The sequence below is a fragment of the Longimicrobium sp. genome, assembly GCA_036389795.1.
Classification (GTDB): Bacteria; Gemmatimonadota; Gemmatimonadetes; order Longimicrobiales; family Longimicrobiaceae; genus Longimicrobium.
Map to the genome: position 1 here is coordinate 19,015 of DASVWD010000108.1, position 17,620 is coordinate 36,634.

Annotated in this window: 6 protein-coding genes and 1 tRNA gene; 3 read left to right on the forward strand and 4 right to left on the reverse strand. The window is 74.5% G+C overall.

Annotated features, from left to right (window positions below; genetic code table 11):
• The 4 genes from VF746_14550 to VF746_14565 form a co-directional block, all read right to left on the reverse strand.
• Window positions 1-9,981 (reverse strand): DUF6603 domain-containing protein, encoded by a 9,981-nt coding sequence (locus tag VF746_14550; GenBank protein ID HEX8693640.1) that lies wholly within the window; start codon window positions 9,979-9,981, stop codon window positions 1-3.
• Window positions 9,981-10,646, reverse strand: coding sequence for a hypothetical protein (locus VF746_14555; GenBank protein HEX8693641.1), 666 nt, complete (start codon window positions 10,644-10,646; stop codon window positions 9,981-9,983). Before VF746_14555 ends, VF746_14550 begins: the two co-directional genes overlap by 1 nt.
• Window positions 10,647-11,112: 466 nt before the next feature.
• The gene (locus tag VF746_14560; protein ID HEX8693642.1) at window positions 11,113-12,165 is read right to left on the reverse strand and encodes a hypothetical protein; all 1,053 of its coding nucleotides are present in this window, start codon (window positions 12,163-12,165) and stop codon (window positions 11,113-11,115) included.
• 11 nt (window positions 12,166-12,176) lie between these two features.
• A complete protein-coding gene (locus tag VF746_14565; protein ID HEX8693643.1) occupies window positions 12,177-14,018 on the reverse strand; it encodes a hypothetical protein in 1,842 nt (613 codons plus the stop codon).
• Window positions 14,019-14,818: 800 nt separating this feature from the next.
• Between VF746_14565 and VF746_14570 the strand changes: the two genes are divergently transcribed.
• From VF746_14570 to VF746_14580, 3 genes are all read left to right on the forward strand, one after another.
• A tRNA-Arg gene (locus VF746_14570) sits at window positions 14,819-14,892 on the forward strand.
• Between the two features lie 265 nt (window positions 14,893-15,157).
• Window positions 15,158-15,985, forward strand: coding sequence for a glycosyltransferase (locus VF746_14575; protein ID HEX8693644.1), 828 nt, complete (start codon window positions 15,158-15,160; stop codon window positions 15,983-15,985).
• Window positions 15,897-17,549 (forward strand): glycosyltransferase, encoded by a 1,653-nt coding sequence (locus VF746_14580; protein HEX8693645.1) that lies wholly within the window; start codon window positions 15,897-15,899, stop codon window positions 17,547-17,549. Before VF746_14575 ends, VF746_14580 begins: the two co-directional genes overlap by 89 nt.
• The last annotated feature ends 71 nt before the right edge of the window (window positions 17,550-17,620 follow it).

A 17,620-nucleotide genomic window follows, 5' to 3' on the forward strand; every position in this document is an offset into this window, starting at 1 on the left:
TCACCGGTTGGGAGGAGAAGGACGATCGGACTGCGGGACGTCCGGCGTTCGCTGCGGGACCCAGCGCACCCAGGCCCGCCCGGCGGGAACGTCCACCAGCGTGCCGAGCACGGCGGCCGCGTCGCGGCGGGCCAGGGCGTCGGCCAGCGCCGCGGCGCCGGCGCGCCCGCCGACCACGCCGCCCAGGTGCAGGTGCTCGCCCGCCGCCACCGTCACCTCCACGGGCACCCCCGGGCCGTCGGGGACGATGGCGTAGACGCTGATGGCCCGGCCGCCGGCCACGATGGTCGTGGGCGGCAGCGGCGCGCCGGCCGCGTCCACGGCCGTCCGGGCGCCCTCCAGCCCCAGGTCGAGCGCGTCGCCCCGCGCGCCTTCGGCGCCGCCGCCGCCCTCGAGGACGACGGCGACGGAGTTCACTCCCGCGGGGAGGCGCGTGGTCACCACCGCGTAGCCGAGGACGGCGTCCGCGGCCACCACCAGCCCCGCGGAGACGGGGACGCCGCCACGCAGGGTGGAGATCCCCCCGGTGCGCACGGTGCAGCCGGCGCCGAGCGCCGTCCCCGCGCCCACCTGGGCCAGCCGGGCGCCGGAGTGCCAGCCGGGGGCCCCGCCCCCGGCCGCGCCGCCCACCAGCGCCACCCGGTCCGTGCGCGGGGGGAGCTCCACGGTCCCGCGCGTCAGCGTCGCGTCCAGCGTCACCGCGCCCGCGGTGTCCATCGCCACCACACGCACGGGGAGGTCGCCCTCGATCGCCAGCGACGGGCGTTCGGTCCGGACGTCGCGCTCGCCGTTGGGGGCGGCGAGCACGGCCAGCTCGCCGCCGGCCAGGTCCGCCCCGCCCTCCGCCAGCGCCCTGCCCAGCGCCTCCAGGCGGTCCGCGCGGCGGGGCGCCTGGCCGGGGCCGCGGCGCATCTCGCCCCCGCCCCCGGCCCGGGCCGTGGCGGGCACGCGGCCGGCCGCGACCACGGTCTCGGCCGCGCGCGCCGCCGGCGGCGCGGCGATCACCAGCCGCGCGGCAAGGCGCGGGTCCAGCCGGGCCGTCACCTCCGCCAGCCGCGGCGGCGCGATGCGCGGGGGCCCGGCGGCCGCCGCGAGCCTGGCGGACGGTCCCGGAACGGACGCCGATCCGGGGACGGCGCCCGCCGCCAGCCCCACCGAGGTGCGCGCGCGCGGCGTCTCGCCCCGCGCGGCCTGCAGCGTGAGCAGCGCCTGCACGCGCGGCGGGTGGGCGCGGGTGTCCAGCGGCGGGCGCGGGGGCGCGGGCGGGGCGGGGGGGACCGCCACCGGCGGCGGCGGGTCGGCCGCCATGCGGAAGGTGAGCGGCACCAGCTGGGGCGGGGCGGCGCGGCCCCCCAGCCAGGCCGCGGCCGCCAGCGGGGAGAACGCGGCGCCGTTGGCTCCCCGCGTCATCCACGCGTTCGCCGCCTGCAGCACGTCGTCCGCCGCGGCGGGGGCCAGCGCCACGAGCTGGGCCGCCGCGCTCACGTCCGCCGCGCGCTCGTGGCGCACGCCGCGCTCGGCCAGGAAGGGGAGCGGGTGGCGCTTCCCCACCTCCACCCGGTGGTAGTCCACCGGCACCGTCCCCACCGACACGTTGGCTTCCGCCGTCAGCGTGACGCCGTTCACCGCCTCCACCGTCTCGCCGGTGGGCACGGGGCGGGGCTCGCCCTGCGGCTGCGCGGCCCACACCCCGCGGGGGAACCGCCCCAGCGTGGCGGCGGGCGCCAGCCGCCCCACCAGGTCGGTACCGTCCGGCGCGCGCAGCGACACCCTGAGGGTGGAGGTCACCTCGCCCAGGTGCATGGGCCCGATGGCAAGCAGCACGAGGCCGGGGAGGGGGAGCACGCCGCCCGCGTTCACCTGGGAGCTGGCCGCCGTCGAGGTGAGGGTCAGCACGAACTCGGGGAGCACCAGGAACGGGTCCGCGGGCCCGCCGGTGGGCGCCTTGCGGTTGCCGGCGGGGCTGGGCGGCAGGGTGCCGCGCCCGGGGACGGCCGTGAGCACCGCCGCGCCGCCCGGGCGCACGTACTTGGCCTCGAAGGCGGGCCACCCCAGCACCGGGGTGGAGTGGTCGGACCAGTCGCCGAAGGAGATGGTGGCGCTGGCCACGTCCAGGTCGATGGTGGCGCGGCCGCGGAACTCGGGGCCCTCCAGCAGCACGTCGGCGTGCAGGTGCACCGAGAAGGTCTTGCTGATGGTGCCCAGGAACCCCAGGTCGACTTCGATGGTGATCCCCGCCCCCAGCTCGGCGTACGCCGTCACCTGGAAGCGGAAGGGGTCGAAGTAGACGATGCCGTCCGCCCCCAGCCGCAGGTACGCCCACAGCGGGCCCGCGGAGAGCGACGCCTCGAAGCGGGTGCCCGCCATCAGCGCGTCGGAGGTGAGCGCGAAGTAGCTCTCCCCCTTGATCACCAGCGCGTCGCTCACCCCCCACACGAAGCCCAGCTTGGGGACCACCGGATATCCTTCGCGGCGGAACGAGGGGTGGTAGCCGCCCAGCGTGAGCACGAACTCGCCCTTGCGCTCGCCGCCGAACCACATCACGTAGGCGAACCCGCCCGTCAGCCGGCAGTCGCGGGTAAGGAGGAACGAGTTGTCGGTGAGCTGCGCCTGGATCCACAGCACCTGGTCGCGGGTGGAGAAGCGCGCCACCAGCGCCAGCTCCACCTGCACCAGCGGCGCCGCGGCGTTGGGGAGCGCCGCGCGGGCCAGCCCCAGCAGGCTGATGTCCAGCCCGTCGCCGATGGCCACCGCGATCACCGCGATGCCGTCCACCAGCGAGAACGAGTTGAACGAGATCCCGGCCGCGAACCAGAAGGCGCCCCGCCGCGAGGGAAAGTATTTGCGCAGCATGTCGAGCGCCGTGCCGGGGTCGGCCATGGGCGAGGTGCGGTCCAGCGCCTTGAGCAGCGGGTACTGGGGGAACTCGGCCATGTTCTGCGGGATCAGCAGCTGGCGGTTGATCCCCACGCCCGCCCCGATCCCCGTGACGAAGAACGCCGGCGGCCCCCCCAGCGGCGCGTTCAGCGCGCCGAAGATGAAGAGCGAGGTGTACTCCTGGCCTCCTTCCGACACCACCGCGTAGCCGCCGTACGCGGTGATGGCGTACACGCTGAAGCGCAGGCTGATCATCCCCAGGTAGTCGGGGAGCTCGCCCGGCGACCGGCGCAGCGCCCCGGAGATGCTCACCCCGCTGACCTCGGCCGACACGCCCAGCCCCGCCAGCCCCACCTCCCAGGCGTCGCGCTTGTAGAGCGGCGGATCTCCCGGCGACCGCGGCCAGCGCGCGCCGACGGACAGGTCGTCCACCGCGATGGTGAGCCCCAGGAAGGAGACGCGGCCGTCCACCACCACGCGGGCCGCCACCACCGTCTGGCTTTGGCGGGTCACGCCGAACCCCACCTGCTCGATGTAGACGGGCCCGAACCCGCGCTGCAGGCTGATCCACCACGGCCCGTCGCCCGGGCCGGCGCGCAGGTCGAACTCCGCGGCGCGCCCGCCATGGCTCTGCACCGCCAGCGCGGGGCTGAAGCGGGGCTCCGGCTTCTGGCCGCCGCTGGCGCTGTCACGCAGGATTCCCGCGGCCACCCGGTTGCTCCCCCCCGACGAGCCCAGCGGGATCGCCAGGTTTCCCAGCTCCAGCTGGCCGCCCACGGCCGTCACCCCGGTGGTGGGGGTCACCGTGGCCAGCGCGTGCAGCGCCACCGTGTCGATGTCCACGAAGCTGTCCAGCAACGGCCCGTCGGCCTTCCCCAGGCGGATGCCCACCCCGCGGACGGAGAGGGCGAAGGAGAGCGTCGGCACTCCGTTCGCGGGGACGCGCAGCAGCTCCACCACGATCCCCTCGTCCGCGGGCGCGCCGCTGATCCACGAGGCGTCGACCTCCAGGTCCAGCCTCACGTTGCCGTCCGCCAGCGTGAGGCGCTCACCGGGGCGGAGGGAGAGCGCGACCCCGTAGACGACATCGGCGCCGCCGGTGCCGTCGGGGCGCTGGGAGATCTCCACCGTCAGCGGCGGGACGGAGAGCGCCGGCGCCTGGCCCGCCACGTTGGCGGCCAGCCGCAGCAGCCGATCCAGGAGCTGGTCCGTGTCCAGGATGCCGGCGTCGAAGGTGAAGCCCCCCAGGCCGTCGCTCGAGAAAGCGACGCGGTCCAGGAGCTCGCGGATCGTGGGGCCCGTCCCCGCGCCGCCGCCCCCGTCGAAGACGTGGACGTTCAGCAGGGCGATGACCTCCTGGATCTGCAGCACCAGGTCCATCACCAGGGGAAGGAGGATACGCGCGAGCGCTGCGGGCAACGGACCGTCCGAGGCTTCCAGGCCGAACGACTGCGGGTTCAGGTGCAGCACGCCACTCACGCTGCCGGTGGTGTCGGCGAGCCCCACCGCCACCCGAGCGCCCCCCGCCGGGTTGTTCCCGATGACGACCATGGCCAGCGGCGCCAGGGTGACGGGGCCGAGGGCGATCCCGTTCGCCGGGTCCACGGCGAAGGCGACGCGCGCCTCCGCCAGCCCGCCCGGATCGACCTTCAGCGTGCCGTCGATGGTGGCGCCGGTGAACGGATGGATCCCGCCCACGGTTCCGGTCAGCTTCACCCCCTGGCTCCCACCGGTCGGCACCGTCAGGTGCAGCTCGATGGTGACGCCCACCGTGTGCTGGAAGACCAGATCGCTTCCGACGACCGCGAGGGAGTAACCCGCCGGCAGTGAGGGTTGAAGGAGAGCGGCGAGGGCGGTGAGAGCCGGCTGCAGCGCCTGCTGCAGGCGCGTCGCCAGCTCGGCGCCCGGATTCGCCGCGAGCGCCGCGAGCTCGGCGGCGACGAAGTTCCCGCCGCTGCGCAGCGCCAGGGCGTCCCCCAGCGCCGCCAGCGCCGCGCCCACCCCGGCCGCGCGGTGCGGGGGCGTCAGCCCGGCCACGGCGTCCAGCACCAGCGGCAGCGCGTAGGTGACCGCCGCCGCCGCCGCGGCGCCCGCGTCCGCCAGCCCCGGCCCGTCGGGGAAGAGGCGCAGGTCGAGGCTGGAGGGAAGGATCAGCCGCCCTTCCGCCCCCGCCGGGCCCACGGTGAGCGTCACGCGGCCGGAGTCGGCCAGCGCCAGGGCATCCAGGACGCCCAGGGTGAGCTCCGCCGTGGGGGTGGCCGCCACGCCCGGGCCGCCCAGGGCCACGCCCAGCCGGCCGGCCACGCGCAGCCCCGTCCCCGCCACCGGCTCGTCCAGGCGGAGCCCCAGGGCCGCCCGCCCCGCCTGGACGTCGGCGGCGAGCTCCAGCCCGTACGGCAGCGTCCACGCGCCCGGCCCGGGCTGCGGGATGCCCAGCAGCACCGCCACCGCGTCAAGCACGTCGCGCAGCCGCTGGAGATCCGTGCCGCCGCCTCCCGGCGCCAGCGCGTGCGCCAGCCACCCCGCCGGGTCGTCCAGCAGCGCCAGGGGGATCACCACCCGCGTGGCGGGGCCGGTGCCGGTCAGCAGGCCCAGCGCCCGCAGCACGGGGTCGATCAGCGCCACCGCCCCCGGCTGCAGCGTGCGCACGAAGGTGATCCCCGCCCACAGGACGTACGCGGGGACCGCCGCCACCAGCAGCCGGGCGACCGCGGCCTCGTCCGGCACCGGCGCCAGCTGCACGGGCTGCCCCAGCACGCCCCCGGCGCCCTCCCAGCGCACCCGCGCCTGCAGCGGCGGGCCGCTCACCTCCAGCACCGGCCGCCCGTTGGGCCCACCGGGGGCGCCGAACGCCGCCGACCCCTGCACGGCCAGGGTACCGTCCGCGCGCAGCTCCACCAGCGCGGCCACGGTGGCGCCCGCGTCCGTCGCCAGCGCCGCCGCCTCCGCCCGGAGCGTGCGGGCCGCCAGGTCCGCGCGCAGGGTGACGCCGTCCAGCTGCGCCACCACCACCGCCGGGGCGGCCGCCGCGGGGGCAGGTGCGCCCAGGAGCGCCGCCAGCGCCGCCGCCACCGCCGGCGCGCCCGCGGGCGACACGGCGTCGGCAAAGAGGCCCGCGGGGTCCACCAGCAGCCGCCGCACCCCGTCCACGGACAGGCCGAAGAGCGCGCCGGGCACCGCGCCGCCCGCCGGCTCCACCAGCCCCAGCGCGTCCAGCAGCCGCGCCAGCTCCAGCACCGTCCCCGAGGCGGGGAGGGGGCCCAGCGCCGCGGCCAGCCGCCCCACCAGCACCGCGGCCTCCGGGAGCAGGGGATCGCCCCCGCCGCCGTACGCCACCACCCAGCGGGTGCGCGACACGCCCAGAGCGCTGGCCTCGTGGAAGATCAGCCGCGCGGAGGCCGCGCCGTCCGCCCCCAGCTCCACCTCCACCTCGGCGCGCCGCAGCGAGGGGTGGCGCGCGACCCCGGCCGGCCGCGCCGGGTCCGGCCCCCCCGCCAGCCATCCCCCCGCCCGCCCGATCCCCACCCGCGCCCGCACCGCCGGCCGCGCCGACGCCGAGAGCAGCTGCGCCGTCAGCGCCAGCTCCACCGTCACGTGCAGCTCTCCGGAGGACGCGGGGGGATCGATGGCGACGTTCAGCCCCACCCCCAGCGGCGCGGCGCCCTCCGCCTCCCCCGGCGTGCCCCCCGCCGCCGCCACGGCCGCATCTTCCAGCACCCGCGCCCCCAGCGCCGCGACGGCGGCGGAGACCGACGCGGCGTCGCAGCGCCCGCGGACGCAGTGCGCCTCCACCCCGGCCGGCACCACCGGCGCGGCGGAGGGGGGCGCCAGGTCGGCCAGGGGGCTGGTGGCGGCCTCGTACGGGCCGGCCAGCGCGTCCAGCAGCCCTCGCCCCCGCGCCTCGTCCTCCGTCAGCGCGTCGTCGGGGCCGGCGGGGGGCAGCAGCCCGGCCAGCAGCCGCAGCGCGCCGGCGACCGGCTGCTGCTCCAGCACGTCCAGCCCCACCCCGCCGTGCGGCGTCCCCACCGTCACCAGGTGCGTGACCCCCGGCACCCCCGCCACGGCCGCCGCGGCGTGCCCGGCGGCGCCGTAGCCGATCACGGCGACGGGCTCGCTTCCCGCCAGGCGCGTGGAGACGGCGCTCACCACCCGCGCAAGCCGGGCGGCCTGCAGCGCCGCGCCGTCGTCGCCGGGCGCCGCCGCGGCGTCCGCGCGGCCGGGAAGGAGCACCAGCCAGGGCCCGTCCTCCCCCGCCGGCCCCGCCATGTCGAACGCCTCGGGGACCAGGCCGGGGGCGCGCAGGTCCAGCACGTGGTCCGCGTCGATCCCCGGCCAGGCGTCGCCGCCCAGCGGGCCCAGCGCCACCACCGCCCCCGGGCCCGGCGCCACCCCGGTGAGGGCGGCCAGGTCCACCTCGCGGAGCACCCCGTGCGCGGCGCCCGCCACCTCGTGCACGGCGGCCCCGGGGAGCACGGCGTCGGCGGCGCGCACCAGCCCGTCGGTGTCGGCCCAGCGGGCGGCCAGGGCGGCGAGCCCGGCCGCCACGCCGCCCCGGTCCAGCAGCGCGTCCGCCAGGGCGCGGCTCCCGGCGGCCGCGGCGGCCTGCAGCGCGGCGGCCACCCCCGCGGCGCCTCCCCCGGTTTCCCCCGCCGGGGCCCAGGAGAGGAGGGATCCGTCCGGCGACCGGGCCCAGAGCAGCACCTCCACGCGCCGGGCGGCGGCCGCCGCCGCGCCGGACAGCGCCACGGCGAAGGGAGAGGCGGCGTCGCCCCGGCCGCGGAAGGTGCCCGCGGACACGCCGGGCAGGGCGGGGCCGGTCACGGCCAGCGCCAGCGCGCGGGCCAGCTCGGCCACCTCGCCCGCCTCCACCAGCGCCGCGGCCCAGGCGCGCAGGGCGGCCGCGGGGTCCTCCACCAGCGATTCCAGCGGCAGCCGGACGGCTGCCGTGCCGCCGCCGGGGGCCCACCCCGACAGGCGCGCCAGCCGGTCGGCCCAGGGGTCTCCCAGCAGGCCCAGCACGTGGCCCAAGAGCAGCTCCAGCGCGCGCCAGGGCACCTCGCCCGCCAGCGTGCCGTCCGCCGCCAGGGTGGGAAGGGCGAACGGCACCGGCTCGCCGTCCACCACCGCGGCCAGCCCCGGCGCAGACAGCGCGGCGCGCACTCCGTCCTGCGGCGTCCAGCGCAGCTCCACCCCCGCGCGGTCGGCGACGATCGCCGCGTCCGGCACGCCGATGCGCAGCGGCACCCCGCCGCGCGCGCCGAAGGTGAGGCGGGCCAGCGCGCCGGGGAAGGCGTGCCCCCCGCCGCCCGAGAGCGAGAGGCTGGCCAGGCGGGCCACGATCCGCAGGTCGGCCGTGGGGCATCCGCCGCCCAGGTCCACCACGGAGCGTTCGATGACCACCCCCAGCTCCAGCGTGGTGCCGGCGGTCCACGCCACCAGCGCGGCGCCCGCCGCCAGCTCCAGCCGCCAGGGGGTGTCCTCGTCGCCCGTGCCGGTGACCGGCACGGCCGGGCCGGGGCCGGCCAGCAGCGCGCGCAGCGGCTCCAGGACGGCGGCGTAGCCGGAACGGTGCTCGGCCAGGACACGCGCGTGGTAGTCCAGCAGCGCGGCCACGGGGTCGGCCAGCAGCGCGGGAAGGGGCGTGAGCGCCACGGGCCAGGCCCCCGCGCCCGGCGGCGGAGAAAGGCCCAGCAGCACGCGCACGGCGGGGCCGGCCGGCCCCAGCCGGTCCAGCACCGCCGTCGCCAGGTCGTCCACCGCCGAGCCGGCCACGTCGGCCAGCGTCTGCGGGTTGGTCAGGTCCAGCACGGGGTAGGGATGCGTGCCGATCACCACGTCGTGCGCGGCCAGGACGAACCCCGCGCGGCGGTCCTCGCCCATCCCGATCCCCGCCCGCAGCGAGCCCACCTGCAGCACGGGGGTGGCCACGTCCAGCAGCCGGTCGGCCGGGGTGGCCGCCTGGGCCGGCCCGATCCGACCCGCCACCTCCAGCCGGGGAAGGCCGGCGATGGCGGGCGTGGCGCCCAGGGTGACGCGCACCAGCGTGGCACTGGCCTCCAGCGCCCCCGGCGGCGTGCTGGCCGTCCCCGGCGTCGAGAGCGAGGCCTGCAGCCCCAGCTCGGCGGCCGGTGCCCCGGCCGGCGTGCGGAAGACGCGGAGCGCTGCCGCCAGCTTCGCGCCGCCGGCGAGCGCCCACTCCACCCGGTGCGGCAGCCCCGGCGCGGCGGCCCCCACGACCGCCGCGCCGTTCCCGGCGAGCTGCGCCAGGTGGGCGAGCCAGGCGCCGACGGCGGCGTCGTCCGCCAGCAGCGCGTCCAGCCACCCCCGCCACGCTGGCAGCCCGTCGGTGAACAGTTGCGCCACGGGGAGCGGTGGAATGTGGGGATCGGCGCTGATCCCCAGCAGCGACAGGATCTCCGCGAGCTCGCTCGAGGCGCCCGAGGCCGCCTCCCGGAGCATCCCCAGCAGCAGGCGGAGCGCCTGGCCGGCGAGCTCCTCCGGATCATCCCCTCCCAGGCTCACGTCCGCTGGCGCGTCCTGCCCCGGGAGCTGCAGCCCCAGCAGCGTGACGTCCAGGCGCGGAGCGGCGCCCGTGGTTCCCACGCTGGCGGAGAGCCGCAGGCCGGCCAGCGCGGCCTCGCCCGGCGCGGGGGCCGCGGGGTTGAAGACGACCTCCGCCTCCGCGAGGATGCGGCTGGCGCCACCGGTGGGATCGAACGCGGTCACGACGGGGCCGCTGGACGGCACGCGCAGCAGGGGAACGTACGCCACCACCCGCGCGTCGGGCCCGGTCGCCTGCACCCGCGCGCCGATGCCGATTTCCGTGGCGCCGGTGCCGCCGGTGATCACCACGGCCAGGGTCACGGCGTCCCGCTCCAGCACCCGGATCCAGCGGCGCCCCGCCTCGTCGTCCAGCGCCGGCGCGCCCCGCTCCAGCAGCTCGTTCGCCGCGCGCAGCAGCGCATCGCGCTGTTCGGGTTCGCGCAGCATGGCGCCGGCGTATTTTCCCGGGTCGGCGAACCAGGCGGCGTTGAGCTCCCCGCCAGCCATGATTCCGAGCGCCGTGGCGAAGTCCGCCAGCGGTCCCTCTATCGTGACGGGCATCAGGGCTCCCGGTCGAAGGCGTGGCGTGCCTGCGGCGTCACCGTCAGCCCCTCCTTGCCGGCGGCCAGCGCCCCTGGGTGCAGCGGCTGGTTGCGGTCGTCCACCCCCGCGCCCGCGGCCACGGCGCCTGCCACCCGCAGCAGCGCCCCCCAGGCGGTGGCGATGAGGGGGTCGCCCCACACCTCCACCAGCGCCGCCGGTCCGCGCGGCGTCGGCTCGGTGGCCGCGGTCAGCCCCAGCGGCTCGCCCGCGCTCCCCAGCGCGAACGGCACCACCACCTCCACCTCGCCCGTCTGCCCGGTGTGGACGGGGATCCCCACCAGCGCGAACCCTTCCCGGAACACGACCCGCACCCGGCCGGCGTGCACCAGCAGCTCGTCGTCGCCCTCCGCCCAGACCACGTCCCCGCCGCCCGCGCCCCCCGCGCCCGCCGCTTCGACGAAGGCGTCGCGGAAGCGGGCGTGCGCTTCGGCCGGCTCCAGGGTGACCGGCGGCGCGGCGGCGCCCGGCCCCAGCGGCCCGGCGTGGGGCGGGGGAAGCCGGTGCCGGCGGCGGTGGTGGCCGAACAGCAGGCGGAGCAGGGCACGCAGCAGTTCGTGCAGGCCCCCGTGGCGGCGGCGTGCGGGGGCTTCGTCGCCCTCCGGGTGGGTGTGGGTTCCGAGCATTCGCACTGCGCCTGCTCTTTTCGCCGGTACGGCGTGCGCCAGAATTGGCCGCCCGGTACCGAGGCCTGGGGAGTGCAGAGGTCCGTGCCCCGAGCGCGGCCCGCTTTCGTTCGCGGGCCTGCGGCAGGTGTGCATTGGGCAGGGAAGGACGAGCGGGACGCGGGCGGGTGTTATCGCTGCGTCGCCGCCATGCTCAGGGGCCTCGGGAGGCGGCAGCGGGGGAGAGGTGTGGGCACGGTGTGACTCCGCATTGAAGGGACGCAACAAAAACGGCCGAAGATTCCAGCTCGCAAGATACGGCGCCACAAGCTGAGCGCCAGAGTTTCGATTTTCGGCCCGTCCGCCGCCGCATCGGCCGGCGCGCCATGCCGCGGCCTGCGTGCATCAGGGCTTAGATGGAACCGCGCGAGAAGCTCTTCGCCGCCGAATCTTCCGGCCCGGCGTGAGGCTGGATCGGATTCCGGCCTCAGTGCCGCAGGACGATGGTAAGTCCGCCGATCACCCGCTCGCGCGCGTCGAACTGCACCACTTCGATCGCGTGCGCCTCTCCCGGGCGCGCGGCGGGCGTGCCGGCCACGCGCAGCACGGCCGCGAACCCCTTGCCTGGCTCTACCACCAGAGAGAGCGCGGCCGGCGGCGCGGGTACGGTTGCCCGGTGGCGCAGGCCCAGCCGCCGCAGCACGGCCGCGACGAACGCGACGACCCTGCGCGCGCCGGCGGCGCCTCCACCCCCTTCCTTCCTTTCTGCGGACGGGGCGGCCCTGGCGAACGCCGCGGCCGGCCGTACGGTCCCGGGTTCCGCTGGCTCCGCCGGCGCGAGGGTGATCCCGCCCAGGGGCGCCCCGGCGAACTGCACGAAAGGGGTGCCCAGGGCCTGCCGTAGCGCCGCGGTCCGCTCGGGCGTGCGCACCTCGCGCGCCACCACCCGGGTCGCGATCGCGGTGGGGCCGGGGTTGCCCACCTGGAACGGAAAGCTCAGCTCGGCGGCCGGGGACGGGGCGGCCAGGATGTGCAGGTTGCGCTGCGCCACGTGCCGGTCGCCCGCCACGTCGAACACCGTGCAGTCGCGGTACGAGTCGGGGGGGTGAAGGAGGCACGCGCGCGCGGCCAGGCACCGGTGCCCGGCCTGCGCCCCGGTGGGCGTCCAGGGAAAGACGATGGTGGCGCGGGAGTAGCCCGGAACGGTGAGGTACCCGTCCGCCACCCGCGTGGTGGCCGCCGGTGTAAATGCAGTGGAGGGCGCGGAGATGAACACCTCGACGTAGACGTCGCGGGCGTCCACCCCGCCGCCGTTGTTCACCGTCACGTGCACCTTGTTCTGCTGGTCCGCCACGGCTTCGCAGCCCAGCGTGCCGTCCGGCTTCTGCACCAGGACGTCGGGGCTCATCCACCCCGGAACCCCGGCCGGGAGCGGCTCGTCGCCGGCGTAGCCGGGGTGGTCGCGGATGTACAGCCAGGTGCGTCCGACGAATGGCGGCCGCGGGTCGCGGGGAAGGTCGGTACCGGCGTCGCTGGACATGGCTCGCTCCGTTACGCGTCGATGTAGACGGGGTCGACCTGCGGGCCCGGCTCGGCCACCGCGGGGTCGTCCGCGATCGGGTCCGCCCGCCAGGTCTTCCAGCCGTATCCGCGATCGCCGTCCAGGTTGAAGTTGGGCAGGCTGGCGATGTGGTCCGCCGCCAGGCGCGCGGAGAAGTCCAGGGCGTTCCCCAGCTGGGGGGTGCCCTCGGTGGCCTCGTCGATGGAATGCGTCGCCGCGGGGCCCCCGTAGGGCTCCGTGGCCGCGAGCAGGCCGGCCGCGAGCTGGTCGGGTACCCACGGATGGCTGATGAATGCGTCGGGAAGGAGGTTGTCGAACAGCGCCGGCGCGGGCTCCGCGCGCAGCAGCTCCTGGCCGGTGGCCGGGTAGACAAGGTGGTGCTCGGTGGTCCCCGCCAGCTCGTGGACCTCCTGGGCCCGCGGGTACAGCATGGCGTCGGCGGCCGCGCCCCCGGAGAGGTGCGCGTGCGCGGGGGTCAGCAGCGCCTTCCCCCACGGCTCCCGGTCCAGGTCCTCCGGCTCGGGAAACAGGTACCCGCCCAGCACCAGGGCGAAGCGCAGCCCGTCGTACACCTCCCAGGCGCCCTTGCGCACCTGGTACAGCAGCCACTTCAGCGTCTGCATCGCCTCCACGTGCGGCAGCGCCAGGATACCGGCGGCGTTGGCCCACGCCCAGTCCAGGGTGTACGACATCACCTGGCCGACCCACGTGGCAAAGTCTACCAGCGCCTGCAGGATGTTCTGCCATCCCGGTCCGGCGGCCGGGGCCCCCCCGCCACCGGGGTAGGGAGGAGACCCGGCGACGTAGCTGTTGAAGAGCGCGCCGGCGGCGGTCCCCGGCGGGTCCACCGGCACCGGCTTTACGGCGCTCCCCACGCTCGTGGAGCGGCGGAACCACGCCAGCCACAGCCGGTACGCCGCGTCGACGTCGGCCCCGTTCAGCATCTCCGGGTGCGGCATGTCGCCGTAGGTGCTCTGCAGCGCCTTGGCGAACAGCTCCCGCAGCTTCTGGGGCAGCCGGCTGTCCTCGAACTCCACCAGGCGGTAGTAGTAGCTCCCGCTGATGGCGTGTGGGGCGTACGCGTCGCCGCTCCCCAGCTTCAGGCACGCCTTGACCCCCGCCAAGTCCGAGTAGTGCCGCCGGGACCACGCGTCCATCCAGTTCTCCACCAGCTTGTGCCGGTGCCAGTGGGTCCGGTACGGGCCGCCGGTGACGGCGTTCACGAAGGGGTGTCCCACCACGTCGGTGCCGATGTGGCTCACGTATCCCAGCACGTAGCGCCGCAGGTCCGGGTCGCCGCCCGCCAGCTTCCACATGGTCGACGCGAAGCGGCCCGTGCGGCGGTAGTGCAGGAAGTCGAAGTAGTACCACTTGTCCTCGGGCGCGCCCTGCTGGATCTTGGGAAAGAAGGGCATGAACAGGTCCACCTTGCCGGTCACCTGTGTCGACACCTTGGCCACCGCGGTGGCGCGGATCAGGTCCACGGTGGCCTTGAGGTCGGCGATCAGGCCCCGGAACATGGCCTGGTCCAGCGTGGTGACCGCGCTTTCCAGCGCCTGCTCCACGGGCTCCACGTAGAGCGCGTAGAAGTCCCGGAGCGGTTCCAGCGCGTCGTACGCCTCGAACGTGAAGTTCACCAGCTCGTCCAGCGGCGTTCCGTATTCCTTGAGCGAGAAGAAGAGAAAGTCCGGACCGACACTTCCGAACGCTGCGTAGCGGCTGCACGGATCGTCCGCCAGCAGCTTGGCGAGCGGCTGGGCGGGCGGGCCAAGCTTTCCCAGCGTCCCGGCGAGGCGCTGCTGTACGATGAGGTGGACGAGAGGGCCCGGCATGAACGCCTCCGCATGAAGGGACGAATCGCTGAATGGAGAAGGAGCTGACCCGGCGGGGGCGTGCCGGAAGGAGGGATGGACGGCGGGGCGATCGCCCCGCTGCTCGGCAATGCAAGGCTTACGCCGGTATCCGCCCGGTTTATCCCGGTGCGCGTATCAAGCCGTGGTGAAAGCATTTGTGCACTGCGCCGCGCGAGCGCCGCAGTCCTGTCGACCGTCCGAGTGTGGCAGGCTTGGCATACTGTTGTGGCAAGATTGGCGCACCCCGGCATCCTACCTGGCTGCACTTGGAGTCCCAAGGCTGCAGGAACCCCGTTCGTGGGCTCCGGTGTCTCGGCAACCACCACGACGGTCGTGCTGTAGCGCTCGGCGATCGAACCTACAGCGCCGGCAATACCCCCCTCTCATCTGAACCGCTCTGGCGCGCTGGCACCCCGACACCACGCCAGCAGTGCTTCGCCACTAATGACTGTACCACCGCCGACCTCCTGTCAAAGACGACTGGCGAGACGACGCTCTTCACGGAGGGTGGCTCCTCCGGGAAAGAGCCGCAGCTACGGGAAGAGCGGCGGGCACTCAGCGAATTACGGTGAATCGGTATGGAGAAGGGAAGGGCCTCCTGACGGCGGACGTGCCGACTCGGCCGATGCGGAACGTCGCGGGGCGTTCGACGACCAGATAGCGGGCTCCTGCAACCATGCCGCTTTCTCCGCCAGAAGTGCCGGGCCGATCCCGCTGGCCAGATCTGCCGGGTGTGGAAAAGAATCGCAGATTGTACTACATTTGGGACCCATTGCAGTGGGCCCGTAGCTCAGGTGGATAGAGCGACTGCCTCCTAAGCAGTAGGCCGCCGGTTCGAGTCCGGCCGGGCCCATGCGCAACGGCCGCCGCCCCGGATCGGGGCAGCGGCCGCTGCCATTACTGCGCAAGAAGAATCTCCAGATAGCTCGATCGGGTGCGAGCCAGTAACAAAACGAGTAACAAAACCAGTAACACGCGGTCGTATCCAGTAACTTCGGGTTGCGGAAAATCCGCAGAAATGCTAGGTTTTTTCCTACCTCCGTGACCCGACGTAACGGGCCGACGGCGTTTCCTAAGCATCTCGGCCAAGTTCCGAGCCTCCGCCAGGAAATCCGGAAATGCCCGCCAGACGGCACTTTATGCCGTCGGCGGGCTTTTCGTCTTCAGAAAGCTTCTGGCGAGCCAACGCGCCTGTAACAACGAAGAACCGAGGTGTCGAAGGTCGGATAACTACTGATTATCATTCCTCAGCAAATTGCATGGATGTCATAATTGCCTGTTTTGTCGCGGACCCTTTCGATCCTCCGGGGCACGATCGATTCGGCGGCGGTCACCTGTTTCTCTTCGACCTGGGGCGGTACCTGGTTCGGATGGGCGACCGCGTGACCTATGTGACCCGGCTCAACAGCCCTTCCAAGCCGGTGCATGAAGCGATCGGCAGCCGCTGCAGCATCCACCGGCTCCCCGTAGGCCCCACGGAAGAGATCTCACCCGCGGCAACCGGACTCCTCCTCGAAGAGATTTACGAGTCATGCGCCTGCACGCTGCGAGACGCTTTCTCCTGCAAGCCTGTCCTTCACAGCCACTACTGGATCGCTGGCGAGGTTTCGCGGCGAATTGCGGGCGAGCACAGGCTGGTGCACGTGCACTCCATTCTCTCCCTGGGAAGGGTCAAACGCGAAACGGGCGAGCCCGCGGAAGCAGCCGATGCGCTGCGGGACGAATGCGAGCTGCGGGTGTTCCGCGAGGCACACCACCTGGTGGCGGTCTGCCCGGACGAATGGCGGGCCTTTGAGCGGCTGTATCCCGAGGTCCCTCCCCGCACGCCCTCGATCATCCCGTACGGAGTAGATCCGAATGTCTTTTATCGAAGGCCGGAGCCTCCCGACGATTTTGTTCGTCGGGCGGCCGGGCGATTCACGCAAGGGGATCACGACGCTCCTTGATGCGCTGGAGCAGTTGAACGGCTACGCGGCCGTACCCGACAATCAGGTGTGGCTGGTGGGGGGGAGCGAGCGGGAGGTCGCGGCGGTGTCGGCCATGGTCGACAGCCATCCGGCCTTGGCCCTGCGGCGGCGAGCAGGAACGCTGGTCCTGTGGGGGCGCGTTCAGAACGCGGCACTCCCCGAACTCTACAGCCGCGCGACGGTGACGGTGCTGCCCTCGTGGCGCGAAGAGTTCGGGATCGTGGCGGTGGAGGCGATGATGTGCGGGTGCGCGGTGGTCGCGTCTCGCGCCGGCGGACTCCCGGACGTGATCGTGCACGGCGTCACGGGAACACTAGTGCCGGTGGATGACTCCGCCGCCCTCGCCGCCACCCTGGCGGCATACCTGCGCTGCCCGGCGCGGGCAGCGCTCTTGGGCCGGAACGCCGCGCGGTTCGCGCGCATTCGCTACTCCCAGGAGGCGGCGTACGCGCGGGTGCGGGCGCTGTACGGCGGGACGGCTCCCCCGCCTCCCGCACTCGCGGAGGGAGACCCGCTGCGCTTTGCGGATTTAGATGCGTACGTGGCCGCCTCTTCGTCCCTCTTGGGAACCGCGATCGAGGACGTCCAGCCCGTCACCGACGGGCAGCACTCCGTCTTCGCGGCTTCCGCGCAGGGAGCGCGCGTGCACGTAAAGGTGTTCCGCGACCGTGCGTCGCTGCTGGCCGGTCTGCTGCCTAGAGCACCGTTTCCCACCGAGCGCCCGGCATCCGTGGCGTGGAATCGCACGGTCTACAACCACGACAACCCGTCGGCGCCGGAGGTCGTGGCGTGGGGAACGGAAGACGGCGCACACGTCGTGGTTACACGATGGATAGACGCGGAGCCGTTGCCACCGGGCCCGGAAAGCGACGCGGCGGTGGCGCGGCTGGCGGAGCAGTGCCGCGCGTTCCGTCCGCTGGAGGATGACGCGATCCTGGCCGAATACAACGCACGGCTCGACGCCTTGGAGGGGAACGAGCGTGACGCGCTGCGGAGATTCGACGAGTTCGCGGTGGGGCTCAACGAGCCTGTGACCGGCGGGTTCAGGGCGTTTACCCGCATCCATCCACAGGTGGAGCTGCTGCGGATCCGGCAGATGGTGGAGGACCGTGTGTGGTGCGCGCCCGGTCCGCTGGCCTCGCGGGTGCGCGCACTAACCGGGCTGCTCCTGCAGCGTCCCCTCAGCCGGCGCCTACCCCGGCTGGCGCAGGGTGATCCCAAGCCCGAGCACTATCTCCACGCGGACGGAATCATCCGCGCCTGCGACTTCGAGCACAGCCTCTACGCCGTGGGACCGCTGGACGAGGCGTACTGGATCGCCACCGTGTGCTATACGGGGGCGGAGCGGCCTTTGTCTCGCCCTGCCATCCGCCGCCTGCGCGCGATGTGCAGGGACGAAGAGAGCCTCTACCTCGCATGCTGCTGGCTCTGCGCGGAGATCATCTACCGGTCAATGGTGGCATATGCGGATGGAGACGGGCTGGCGCTGGACAAGGCCAAGTCCTTCCTCGCGGACTTCGCGACGGAATGGCTCCTGGCGTAGAGCTGAACCAGCGAACCGCCCCTAACGGGCGGATTGGCGAACCAACGATCCGGGCTTCGACTTCACCGGCT